The sequence below is a fragment of the Cellulomonas fimi genome, from assembly GCF_028527925.1.
In the GTDB taxonomy this organism is placed as follows: Bacteria; Actinomycetota; Actinomycetes; order Actinomycetales; family Cellulomonadaceae; genus Cellulomonas; species Cellulomonas fimi_C.
Genome location: NZ_JAPESW010000001.1, coordinates 155,553 through 168,092, shown reverse-complemented (window position 1 = coordinate 168,092; position 12,540 = coordinate 155,553). Strand labels below are relative to the sequence as shown.

Here is a 12,540-nt window from a genome sequence, read left to right as displayed (position 1 = left end):
TCGTAGACTCGTGCTGCACCCCGGATCCACGTGGATCCGGGGCGTTCGTGCTGTGCCCGGACCGGGCCACCAGCGCTCCGTCGAGCCCTCCGCGAAGGAACCATGGACCTCACCGGCCTGCTGCCCGCGCTCCTCGACGACCCCGCGCTCGCGGAGGCCGTCTCGCTCGTCCCCGCACGCGGCGAGCTCGACGTCGTCGGTCCGGCGGGTGTGCGGCCCCCGCTGCTGGCCGCGCTCGCGGGCGCCCACGCGACGGCCGACGCGTCGGGACCGGGTGCGAAGGGGCGGCCGCTCGTCGTCGTGACCGCGACGGGCCGCGACGCGGACGAGCTCGCGGCTGCGCTGCGCTGCTACCTCCCGGACGACGCGGTGGCCGTGCTGCCCGCGTGGGAGACGCTGCCGCACGAGCGCCTGTCGCCGCGGTCGGACACGGTTGCGCGCCGCTTGGCCGTCTTCCGCCGGCTGGCGCACCCGACCGCGGACGGCCCCACCGGGCCGGTGCGCGTGCTCGTGCTGCCGGTGCGGGCGCTGCTGCAGCCGGTCGTCGAGGGGCTCGGCGAGCTCGAGCCCGTCGCGGTCTCGGTCGGCGACCGCGTGGACCTGGACGACCTCACCGAGCGGCTCGTCGCCGCGGCGTACCAGCGCGTCGACATGGTCGAGAAGCGCGGCGAGTTCGCGGTGCGCGGCGGCATCCTCGACGTCTTCCCGCCGACCGACGACCACCCGCTGCGCATCGAGCTGTGGGGCGAGGACGTCGAGGAGATCCGCTGGTTCTCGGTCGCGGACCAGCGCTCGCTCGAGGTCGCGCAGCACGGGCTGTGGGCCCCGCCGTGCCGGGAGATCCTGCTGACGGACGCGGTGCGCGAGCGGGCCGCGGCGCTCGCGGAGCGGCTGCCCGGCGCGGTCGACATGCTGGACAAGCTCGCGCAGGGCATCGCGGTCGAGGGCATGGAGTCGCTCGCCCCGGCGCTCGTCGAGCGCATGGTGCCGGTGCTCGACCTCGTGCCGGACGACGCGCTGCTCGTCGTCGCCGACCCCGAGCGCGTGCGGCGCCGCGCGCACGACCTGGTCGCGACGACCGAGGAGTTCCTGGCGGCGGCGTGGACGTCGGCTGCGGCGGGCGCGGCGACCCCGCTCGACCTGTCGGCGGCGTCGTTCGCGTCGTTCGCCGAGGTGCGCGCGCTGTCGGCCGTGCGCGGGCTCGGCTGGTGGACGCTCAGCCCGTTCACGCTGGACGCCGACGCGACGGTCGCGGCGGGTGCGCCCGGCGCGGACGCGGGCGACGCACCCGCGGCAGCCCCGGCTCTGCCGGACGACGTCGCCGCCGACGGGCACACGGTCGTCGTCGCCGCGCGTGACGTCGAGCGCTACCGCGGCGAGGTCGCGCGTGCCGTCGCCGACGTGCGCACGCTGCAGCAGCAGGGCTGGCACCTGGTGCTCGCGACCGAGGGGCACGGGCCCGCGCAGCGCATGGTCGAGCAGCTCAAGGCGTCCGACGTCCCGGCGCGGCTGGTCACGTCGGTCGACGACCGGCCCGAGGGCGGCGTCGTCCTCGTCGTGCCCGCGCCGGCGGGTCCGGGCTTCGTCGCCGAGCCGTTGCGCCTCGCGCTGTTCTCCGAGGCCGATCTCACGGGGCGCGCGGGCAGCAGCACGCGCGACATGCGGCGCATGCCGAGCCGGCGCCGCAACGTCGTCGACCCGCTCCAGCTGCGGCCCGGCGACTTCGTGGTGCACGAGCAGCACGGCGTCGGCCGGTTCGTCGAGCTCGTGCAGCGCACGATCGGGACCGGCGCCAACGCGGCGACGCGTGAGTACCTGGTCATCGAGTACGCCTCGAGCAAGCGTGGCCAGCCGGGCGACCGGCTGTTCGTGCCGAGCGACCAGCTCGATCAGGTCACGAAGTACGTGGGCGGCGAGGCGCCGACGCTCAACAAGATGGGTGGCGGCGACTGGGCCAAGACGAAGGGCCGGGCGCGCAAGGCGGTCAAGGAGATCGCGGCGGAGCTCATCCGGCTCTACAGCGCCCGGATGGCGACGCCGGGGCACGCGTTCGGCGCGGACACGCCGTGGCAGCGCGAGCTCGAGGACGCGTTCGCGTACGTCGAGACGCCCGACCAGCTCGCGACGATCGACGAGGTCAAGGCCGACATGGAGAAGCCGATCCCCATGGACCGGCTGGTGTGCGGCGACGTCGGCTACGGCAAGACGGAGATCGCCGTGCGCGCGGCGTTCAAGGCCGTGCAGGACGGCAAGCAGGTCGCGGTCCTCGTCCCGACCACGCTGCTCGTCCAGCAGCACCTCGACACGTTCTCCGAGCGGTACTCCGCGTTCCCGGTGACGGTGAAGGCGCTGTCGCGGTTCCAGACGGACAAGGAGTCGAAGGAGGTCGTCGCGGGCCTGTCCGACGGGTCGGTCGACATCGTCATCGGTACGCACCGCCTCATCACGGGCGAGGTGCGGTTCAAGGACCTGGGCCTCGTCATCATCGACGAGGAGCAGCGGTTCGGCGTCGAGCACAAGGAGACGCTCAAGGCGCTGCGGACCAACGTCGACGTGCTCGCGATGAGCGCGACGCCGATCCCGCGCACGCTCGAGATGGCGGTCACGGGCATCCGCGAGATGTCGACGCTCGCGACCCCGCCCGAGGAGCGGCACCCCGTCCTCACGTTCGTCGGCGCGTACGACGAGAAGCAGATCGCCGCCGCCGTGCGCCGCGAGCTGCTGCGCGAGGGCCAGGTGTTCTACGTGCACAACAAGGTCGAGTCGATCGAGCGCGCGGCGTCCCGGATCACCGAGCTCGTGCCGGAGGCCCGCGTCGCCGTCGCCCACGGGAAGATGAACGAGCACCAGCTCGAGCGCGTCATCGTCGACTTCTGGGAGAAGAGGTTCGACGTCCTCGTCTGCACGACGATCGTCGAGACGGGCCTCGACATCTCCAACGCGAACACGCTGATCCTCGAGCGGTCCGACCTGCTGGGCCTGTCGCAGCTGCACCAGCTCCGCGGGCGCGTCGGCCGCGGGCGCGAGCGCGCGTACGCGTACTTCCTCTACCCGCCGGAGAAGCCGCTCACGGAGACCGCGCACGACCGCCTTCAGACGATCGCCGCGAACACCGACCTCGGCGCGGGCATGGCCGTCGCGATGAAGGACCTCGAGATCCGCGGCGCGGGCAACCTGCTGGGCGGCGAGCAGTCCGGGCACATCGAGGGCGTGGGCTTCGACCTGTACATCCGCATGGTCGGCGAGGCCGTCGCGTCGTTCCGCGGAGACCAGCCGGAGGAGCTGCCCGACGTCACGATCGAGCTGCCCGTCGACGCGCACATCCCGCACGACTACATCGCGCACGAGCGGCTGCGGCTCGAGGCGTACAAGAAGATCGCGGCGGCCGCCGACGCGACCGCGCTGGGCGAGGTGCGGGCCGAGCTCGCCGACCGGTACGGCGCGGTGCCCGCGGCCGTCGACAACCTGTTCGAGGTCGCCGAGTTCCGCCAGAAGGTGCGGTCCGCCGGGCTCACCGACGTCACCGCGCAGGGCAAGTTCGTGCGGTTCGCGCCCGTCGAGCTGCCCGAGTCCGCGCAGCTCCGGCTCAAGCGGCTCTACCCCGGGTCGGTGCTCAAGCCGGCGACTCGCACGGTCCTGGTGCCGTTCCCGACGACTGCCCGCATCGGCGGCCGGCCGCTGCACGGCCGGGAGCTGCTCGCGTGGGCGCGCCAGTTCCTCGACGCCGTGGTCCTCGGCGACGTGTCCGCCGCCGCGTCGGTCGGGACGGGCGGCCGGTAGGCGCCACGACCGGCCCGCGCAGCGAGCTCGTACCGCGCGGGCCGGTCGTCGTCAGAGGGTCGACAGACCCTTCTTGATGCCGAACCGGGACAGCTTCGCCCACGCGTCGATCGCGACCTGGCCACCCACGACCGAGGCGGCCGCGTAGTGGGTGCGCCAGACCCCGTAGTAGTGCGCGTACAGGTCGACGTCACCGGCATTCCACGCCTGGTTGGCCAGCTTCGCGGCGCAGTTCGCGAACCCGATGTGGAAGATCAGGTCGGAGACCTTGCCGGACGTCGAGTTCCACGCGCTCTGGTAGGGCGTGATGCAGGACGTCCACGCGTTGGCGGCCGACGCCGAGGTCGCCGTCGCGACGCTGCCACCCAGGACCAGCGCACCCGCGACCAGCACGCCGGTCACCCTGCGCCGCACCGCCCGGCCGGTCGTGGACGTCATGCTCGAGATCCCCATGTCTGCTCCTCCAGTCGGCATCCGGCTGTCACCGGTGCACCGACCGTAGAGCCGCGTCCGACCGCATTCGGGAGGGTTCGTCCGGTGTCACCCGGACGGCCGAGGTGGCGGTGACCTGGTGCCCTGCCCGCTCGGGGGCCGAGGACCGCGCTCCCGGGGCCTACGATGACGCCGATCGACGAGCGACGACGCGGGAGGTCCCAGGTGGCGGTGCAGTGGCGTGCGGGTACGGGCGTGCGACGGGTCGGCGTGCTGGTCGCCGGCGGCGTGGCCGCGGGCGTGCTCGCCGGGTGCGCGGGGCAGCCCGGCGCGGCGGCGGTGGTCGACGGGAGGACGATCCCGACGTCCGACGTGCGGGTCGCGTCCGACGAGCTGCGGCCGTACCTGCAGGACGTGTCGCCGTCGAACGTGCTCACCGTGCTCGTCCACGAGCCGACGGTCGTGGCGATCGCCGAGGAGAACGGCGTCGGCGTCTCCGACGAGGAGGCCGCCGAGCTGCTCGAGTCCGTCGCGACGCAGCGCGACCCCGAGGCCGACACGACGTTCTCGCAGCCGTCGCTCGACGTCGCCCGCTACTCGCTCGCGTACACGCGCCTGCAGGGCCTCGAGGACGCGCAGGAGGTGCTCGGCGAGGCCCAGGACCGCATCGCGGAGCTCGACGTCGAGGTGAACCCGCGGTTCGGCACGACGGACGACGTCAACACGATCGTCGCGCCGACGGCCCGGCCGTGGATCGTCGTGCCGCAGACCGCCGACGGCCAGGGCGACGGCACCGAGCCCGCACCCGAGCCCAGCCCGTCGGCGTCCTGACGGGCCCGTGCTGACCGGCGTGCCGGGTGGCGCGACCGACGACGAGACCGGGGGGCACGCGTGAGCGACGACGGCGAGCGGGCGACCGACTCGGGCCCCGGCGGGCGTGGCGACGCGCTCGCGGAGCTCGTCGCGGTCATGGACCGGCTGCGGTCGCCGGGCGGGTGCCCGTGGGACGCGCAGCAGACGCACCGTTCGCTGGTCCCGTACGCGCTCGAGGAGGCCGCCGAGCTCGCCGAGGCCGTCGAGGCCGACGACCGTGCCGGGCTGCGCGAGGAGCTCGGGGACCTGCTGCTCCAGGTGGTGTTCCACGCCCGGATCGCCCAGGAGGACGCCGACGACCCGTTCGACGTGCAGGACGTCGCGGCGGACCTCGTCGCGAAGCTGGTCCGGCGGCACCCGCACGTGTTCGGCGACGCCGAGGCCGTGCACGACGAGGAGGGCCAGCACGTCGCGTGGGACCGCGCCAAGCGCGCGGAGAAGCAGCGGGCGTCCGCGTTCGACGGCGTGCCGCTCGGTCTCGGAGCCCTCGCGCGCGCGCAGAAGCTCGTCGCGCGTGCGGAGCGTGCGGGCCACGACGTGTCCGTGCCGGCTGCCGGCCCCGACGCCCCGCTGGGCGACCGGCTGCTCGCGCTGGTCGCCGAGGCGCGCGCGGCCGGTCTCGACGCCGAGGGCGAGCTGCGTCGCACGACCGCGGCGTGGGAGCAGGATCACCGGGCTGCCGGTCTGTAGCGCGGCGCGCGCGCTGCGGGTGCCCGGCGCGGCCGGGTCCGCACGTGTGCCACGCGCGGCCGGGTCCACGCTCGTGGTCCGACCTGCACAGCCGGTCCATGCTGGCAGAAGGATCGCGGTCCTTCCCGGACCAAGGTCTCTCGTCGGAAGGCGCTTTCCCGGATACTCTTCCCCGTGGCGGCCCGCGCGGGCCGCCTGAGCCGACGGAGGTACGTGTGACGACCATCGGGGTGCCGCGCGAGACGCGACCCGGCGAGCGGCTGGTGGCCGCGACGCCCAAGACCGTCGCGCAGCTGCGCGCGCTCGGCTACGACGTGCTCGTCGAGCACGGTGCCGGGGCCGCGGCGACGTTCGACGACGCCGCCTACGAAGCCGCGGGGGCGACGATCGTCGACGCCGCCGAGGCGTGGGGGGCGGACGTCGTCACGGCGGTCGGCGCGCCCGACACCGCGCAGGTCGCCGCGCTGCGACCCGACGCGGTGCTCGTCGCGATGCTCAACCCCGGGGGCCGGGCCGACCTCGTGGACGCGCTCACCGCGCGCGGAGTCACGGCCCTCTCGCTCGACGCGGTGCCGCGCATCTCCCGCGCGCAGAGCCTCGACGTGCTCTCCACGCTGTCGAACGTCGCGGGCTACCGGGCGGTCGTCGAGGCCGCGCAGGAGTACGGCGGCATGTTCGCGGGGCAGGTCACGGCCGCGGGCAAGACGCCGCCGGCGAAGGTCTTCGTCATCGGCGCCGGCGTCGCGGGACTCGCGGCGATCGGCGCCGCCGACAGCCTCGGAGCGCAGGTGCGCGCGTTCGACGTGCGGCCCGAGGTCGGCGAGCAGATCGAGTCGATGGGCGCGACGTTCGTCCGCGCCGAGTCCGCGCAGCAGCAGGTGAGCGCGGACGGGTACGCGTCGGCGCTGACGCAGGACCAGGAGGCCGCGACGGCCGCCGTGTACGCCGCCGAGACGGCCGCCGCCGACGTCGTCATCACCACGGCGCTCGTGCGCGGCACCGCGCCGCGGACGATCACCGCGGCGATGGTGGCCGGCATGCGGGCGGGCAGCGTGATCGTCGACCTCGCGGCGTCGGGCGGCGGGAACTGCGAGCTCACCGTGCCGGGGGAGCGCGTCGTCACGGACAACGGCGTCGTCATCCTCGGCTGGACCGACCTCGCGGGGCGGTTGCCGCAGCACACGTCGCAGCTGTTCGGCACCAACGTCGTGCACCTGCTCCAGCTCCTCACGCCCGGCAAGGACGGCGTCCCGACGCTGGACCTCGACGACCCGGTGCAGCGCGGCATGACCGTGACGCGCGACGGCGAGGTGCTGTGGCCGCCGCCGCCCGTCGCCGTCTCGGCCGCGATGCCGCCACCCGCCGACGCCGCGCCGAGCCTCGAGGAGATCGCCGCCGCCGAGGCCGCCGCGCACGCGCTCGCCGAGCGTCGCAAGCAACGCCGCACGGTGACCTTCGCGCTCGCGGCGGTGCTCGTGGCGCTCGCCATCTCGTTCGCACCGGCGGCGTTCCTCGGCCACTTCACGGTGTTCGTGCTCGCGGTGTTCGTCGGCTACTACGTCATCTCGAACGTCAGCCACTCGCTGCACACGCCGCTCATGGCCCAGACGAACGCGATCTCGGGGATCATCCTCGTCGGCGCCCTGCTGCAGATCGGGTCCGACGACTGGCTCGTCACGGTGCTGGCCTGCGTCGCCGCGGCCGTCGCGAGCATCAACATCTTCGGCGGCTTCCTCGTGGCGAACCGCATGATCCGCATGTTCCGGAAGGACGCCTGATGTCGCTCACGTCGGTCGCGCAGGCGCTCTACCTCGTCGCCGCGGTCCTGTTCATCCTGTCCCTGGCCGGGCTGTCCCGGCAGGAGACCGCGCGGCGCGGCAACCTCTCGGGGATGGTCGGCATGGGCCTCGCGCTCGCCGCCACGGTCGCGCTGTCCCTCGACGGCAGCGAGCGGCAGGTCGCGGTCACCGCCACGCTCATCGCGGCCGTGCTGCTGGTCGGTCTCGTCGTCGGCACGTGGCAGGCGCGACGCGTCGAGATGACGCAGATGCCCGAGCTCATCGCGATCCTGCACAGCTTCGTCGGCCTCGCCGCGGTGCTCGTCGGGTTCAACTCGTACCTCACCGAGCCCGCCGACCCCGTGCACCTCATCGAGGTGTTCCTCGGTGTCCTCATCGGTGCCGTGACGTTCACCGGGTCCGTCGTCGCGTACCTCAAGCTGTCGGCGCGGATCGCGTCGGCGCCGCTCATGCTGCCGCGGCGGAACACGCTCAACCTGGTCGCGCTCGTCGCGTCGGCGGGGCTCGGGGTGTGGTTCGTCGCCGCGCCGTCGATCGTGCCGCTGCTGCTCATGACCGTCGTCGCGCTCGCGCTCGGCTGGCACCTCGTCGCGTCCATCGGCGGCGGGGACATGCCGGTGGTCGTGTCGATGCTCAACTCGTACTCCGGGTGGGCCGCGGCTGCCGCGGGCTTCATGCTGAGCAACGACCTGCTCATCGTCACCGGCGCCCTCGTCGGGTCGTCCGGTGCGATCCTCAGCTACATCATGTGCAAGGCGATGAACCGGTCGTTCATCAGCGTGATCCTCGGGGGCTTCGGCGCCGAGGAGGGCACGGTCGCCGCGGTCGACCGCGACTACGGCGAGCACCGCGAGATGTCCGCGCAGGACGTCGCCGACCTGCTGCGCGACGCCAAGCGCGTCGTCATCACGCCCGGCTACGGAATGGCCGTCGCGAAGGCGCAGTACCCGGTCGCCGAGCTCGTCGCGAAGCTGCGGGCCCGCGGCGTCGAGGTGCGGTTCGGCGTGCACCCCGTGGCCGGCCGCCTGCCCGGGCACATGAACGTGCTGCTCGCCGAGGCGAAGGTGCCGTACGACATCGTCCTGGAGATGGACGAGATCAACGCCGACTTCGGCGACACCGACGTCGTGCTCGTCATCGGCGCGAACGACACCGTCAACCCGGCGGCGCTCGACGACCCCGGCTCGCCGATCGCCGGCATGCCGGTGCTCGAGGTGTGGCACGCCAAGCAGGTCGTCGTGTTCAAGCGCTCGATGGCGACCGGGTACGCGGGCGTGCAGAACCCGCTGTTCTTCCGCGACAACACCGCGATGCTCTTCGGCGACGCGAAGGAGCAGACGGAGAAGATCGTCCACGCCGTCTGAGCCCCCGGACGGCACGTCCCCGCGTCCACCTGCGGGGACGTGCCGTCAAAACGTTTCGCACCTGGACCCTCGCCCGCCCGCTCCGTAGCGTCACGCGCGCCCCCGCCGCCTGTCGCGAAGGAGCCCCCTGCTCATGGCCCGTCCCGGTGCCTCAGCGCCCCTGCGCACGGCGACCGTCCTGGTCGCCGCGCTCGCGCTCGTCCTCACCGGCGTGCTCGCCGCGCTGCGGGCCCAGCCCGCCGCGGCGGCCACGGTCACGGTGCTGAGCGCCGACTTCGAGACGGGCGCCGCCGGCTGGGCCGGTCGTGGCGCCGCGACCGTCGCGGTCGACGGCACGGACCACCCCCGTGGGACGCAGAGCCTCAAGGTGACCGGCCGGACGGAGTCGTGGAACGGGGCGACGCGCGACGTCACGACGCTGTTCGAGCCCGGCACGACGTACACGGTCTCCGCGTGGGTGCGGCTGCCCGCCGGGTCCTCGGGCACCGCGGGCGTGCGGCTGTCCGCGCAGCGCGACAACCCGAGCGGTACGTCCTACGAGACGATCGCGACGGCCGAGGGCGTGACCTCGGGCGCCTGGACGCAGATCGCGGGCGCCTACACGCCCGGCCCGTTCGCCACCGCATCGCTCTACGTCGAGACGACGGGCTCGCTCACGGACCTGCTGCTCGACGACGTCCTCGTCACGAGCACGGCCCTGACGCCGGACCTGACGCTGCCCTCCCTGAAGGAGACGTGGTCGTCGTCCTTCCCGCTCGGCGCGGCCGTCGAGGCGCCCGAGACGCTCGGCGCGCGCTCCGACCTGCTGCTGCGGCACTTCGGCCAGGTCACGGTGGGCAACGCGATGAAGCCCGACGCGACGCACCCCGCGGAGGACACCTGGACGTTCGCGGGCGCCGACCAGATCGTCGACTTCGCGGTCGCGCACGACCTGCGCGTCTACGGTCACACGCTGCTGTGGCACCAGCAGACGCCGGCCTGGTTCTTCCAGCGTGCCGACGGCTCCGCGCTGACCACGAGCGCCGAGGACCAGGCGCTCCTGCGGTCGCGGCTGCAGACCCACATCCAGACGCTCGCCGACCACTTCCGCACGACGTACGGCGAGTACGGGACCGCGGGCAACCCGATCTTCGCGTTCGACGTGGTGAACGAGGTCGTCGACGAGAACCAGGCCGACGGCCTGCGCCGCAGCGAGTGGTACCGCGTGCTGGGCCCGTCGTACATCGCCGACGCCTTCCGCTACGCGCGCGCCGCCTTCGGCCCCGAGGTGCTGCTGTTCATCAACGACTACAACACCGAGTTCTCGAACAAGCGCGCGCCGTACCTGTCGCTCGTGAAGAGCCTGCTCGCGCAGGGCGTGCCCGTCGACGGCGTCGGCCACCAGCTGCACGTCGAGGTCGGTCGCTCGATCACCGACATGGACGCGACGATCACGGCGTTCGAGGCGCTCCCCGTGACGCAGGCCGTCACCGAGCTCGACGTGTCGACGTACCGGTCGTCGGGGGAGTCGTGGACCACGCCGCCGCGGTCACGGCTGATCGAGCAGGCGTACTACTACCGCGACGTGTTCGCGATGCTGAAGAAGCACGCGTCCTCGCTCACGTCGGTCACGCTGTGGGGGCTCGACGACAGCCGCACCTGGCTGCGGTCGGGCGCCGCGCCGCTGCTCTTCGACGGCACGCTCACGGCCAAGCCCGCCTACTGGGGGCTCGTCGACCCGTCGCGCATCGAGGGCACCCCGACGCCCACGCCGACGACGCCCACCACGCCGACCCCCACACCCACGACCCCGACGCCCACACCCACGCCGACGTCCGGCGGCGCCTGCGTCGTGGACTACCAGGTGACCAGCGCGTGGCCGGGCGGGTTCGTCGGGCAGGTGACGGTCGTGAACAACGGCACCGCGCCGGTCGACGGCTGGACGGTGCGCTGGACGTTCGGCGCCGGCGAGCGGCTGTCCCAGGCGTGGAGCACGACCGCGACGCAGCAGGGCAGCACCGTCACCGCGACCCACCTCTCGTGGAACTCCCGGCTCGCCGCGAACGGCGGGTCGACGACGTTCGGGTTCATCGGCTCGTCGACGGCGACGCCGGCCGCGAACCCGACGGCCGCCAGCCTCAACGGCACGGCATGCGTGGTGCGCTGACCGCAGACGGAGCACCGGCGTTGCGCCGCGCGGGGGACGGGGGCCGCCCCTACCCGCGCGGCGCAGCCGTGTCCAAGGCCGGACGTCCCAGCACGGTCCTCCGTGCACCCCACTAGGGTGAGGTCGTAAACCCACCCGCTCGTCGAAGGAGCACCCATGGCCAGCATCGAGGCCGTCGGCGCCCGCGAGATCCTGGACTCGCGCGGCAACCCCACCGTGGAGGTCGAGGTCGCCCTCGACGACGGCACCATCGCCCGCGCCGCTGTGCCCTCGGGTGCGTCGACCGGTGCGTTCGAGGCCGTCGAGCGCCGCGACGGTGACAAGTCCCGCTACCTGGGCAAGGGCGTCGAGGAGGCCGTCAACGCGGTCATCGACGACATCGCCCCCGAGCTCATCGGCTTCGAGGCCACCGAGCAGCGTCTCGTCGACGCCGCGCTCATCGACCTCGACGGCACCCCGAACAAGGGCAAGCTCGGCGCCAACGCGATCCTCGGCGTCTCGCTCGCCGTCGCGAAGGCCGCGGCCGACTCGGCCGACCTGCCGCTGTTCCGCTACATCGGCGGCCCCAACGCGCACGTCCTGCCCGTCCCGATGATGAACATCCTCAACGGTGGGTCGCACGCCGACTCCAACGTCGACATCCAGGAGTTCATGGTCGCCCCGATCGGCGCCACGACGTTCCGCGAGGCGCTCCGGACCGGCACCGAGGTCTACCACTCGCTCAAGTCCGTGCTGAAGTCGAAGGGCCTCGCGACGGGCCTCGGCGACGAGGGTGGCTTCGCGCCGAACCTCGAGTCGAACCGCGCCGCGCTCGACCTCATCCTCGTCGCGATCGAGCAGGCCGGCTTCACCGCCGGCACGGACGTCGCGCTCGCGCTGGACGTCGCGTCGACCGAGTTCTTCAAGGACGGCGCCTACCAGTTCGAGGGCCGCGCCCACACGCCGGAGGAGATGGTCGCCTACTACGAGCAGCTCGTCCGCGACTACCCGCTGGTCTCCATCGAGGACCCGCTGTCCGAGGACGAGTGGGGCACCTGGTCCCAGCTCGTGTCCGAGGTCGGCGACCGCGTGCAGATCGTCGGCGACGACCTGTTCGTCACCAACCCGGAGCGTCTGGCCAAGGGCATCGAGCTCAAGGCCGCGAACTCGCTGCTGGTCAAGCTCAACCAGATCGGCACGCTCACCGAGACGCTCGACGCGGTGACGCTCGCGCAGCGCAACGGCTTCACGACGATGACCTCGCACCGCTCCGGCGAGACCGAGGACACCACCATCGCCGACCTGTCCGTCGCGACGAACGCGGGCCAGATCAAGACCGGTGCCCCCGCCCGCGGCGAGCGCATCAACAAGTACAACCAGCTGCTCCGCATCGAGGAGGAGCTGGACGACGCCGGTCGCTACGCCGGGCGTTCCGCCTTCCCGCGGTTCCGCCAGGGCTGACCCGACCGGGTCCCGC

At 73.2% G+C, this 12,540-nt stretch carries 8 protein-coding genes; 7 read left to right on the top strand and 1 reads right to left on the bottom strand.

Features of this window, described 5'->3' with window-relative positions; all coding sequences use genetic code 11:
• The first annotated feature begins 102 nt into the window (after positions 1 to 102).
• A complete protein-coding gene (mfd, locus tag OMK64_RS00745; protein ID WP_272726039.1) occupies positions 103 to 3,780 on the top strand; it encodes a transcription-repair coupling factor in 3,678 nt (1,225 codons plus the stop codon).
• 51 nt (positions 3,781 to 3,831) lie between these two features.
• Here mfd and OMK64_RS00740 read toward each other — a convergent pair whose 3' ends face one another.
• Positions 3,832 to 4,233: a hypothetical protein gene (locus OMK64_RS00740; RefSeq protein WP_272726038.1), complete on the bottom strand. Its 402-nt coding sequence runs from the start codon at positions 4,231 to 4,233 to the stop codon at positions 3,832 to 3,834.
• Positions 4,234 to 4,437: 204 nt separating this feature from the next.
• Here OMK64_RS00740 and OMK64_RS00735 point away from each other — a divergent pair, with 204 nt between their 5' ends.
• The 6 genes from OMK64_RS00735 to eno all read left to right on the top strand — a co-directional run bounded on the left by OMK64_RS00735 (position 4,438) and on the right by eno (position 12,524).
• The gene (locus OMK64_RS00735; protein WP_272726037.1) at positions 4,438 to 5,043 is read left to right on the top strand and encodes a SurA N-terminal domain-containing protein; all 606 of its coding nucleotides are present in this window, start codon (positions 4,438 to 4,440) and stop codon (positions 5,041 to 5,043) included.
• Between the two features lie 60 nt (positions 5,044 to 5,103).
• Complete coding sequence (locus tag OMK64_RS00730) at positions 5,104 to 5,775, top strand: nucleoside triphosphate pyrophosphohydrolase (protein ID WP_272726036.1); 672 nt, start codon at positions 5,104 to 5,106, stop codon at positions 5,773 to 5,775.
• 215 nt (positions 5,776 to 5,990) lie between these two features.
• Complete coding sequence (locus OMK64_RS00725; protein WP_272726035.1) at positions 5,991 to 7,553, top strand: Re/Si-specific NAD(P)(+) transhydrogenase subunit alpha; 1,563 nt, start codon at positions 5,991 to 5,993, stop codon at positions 7,551 to 7,553.
• Positions 7,553 to 8,938, top strand: coding sequence for a Re/Si-specific NAD(P)(+) transhydrogenase subunit beta (gene pntB / locus OMK64_RS00720; protein WP_272726034.1), 1,386 nt, complete (start codon positions 7,553 to 7,555; stop codon positions 8,936 to 8,938). Before OMK64_RS00725 ends, pntB begins: the two co-directional genes overlap by 1 nt.
• Before the next feature lie 133 nt (positions 8,939 to 9,071).
• A complete protein-coding gene (locus OMK64_RS00715; RefSeq protein ID WP_272726033.1) occupies positions 9,072 to 11,084 on the top strand; it encodes an endo-1,4-beta-xylanase in 2,013 nt (670 codons plus the stop codon).
• A 156-nt stretch (positions 11,085 to 11,240) separates the two neighbouring features.
• Entirely contained in the window at positions 11,241 to 12,524 is a 1,284-nt protein-coding gene (eno, locus tag OMK64_RS00710) for a phosphopyruvate hydratase (protein WP_272726032.1), read from the top strand.
• Positions 12,525 to 12,540: the final 16 nt, after the last annotated feature.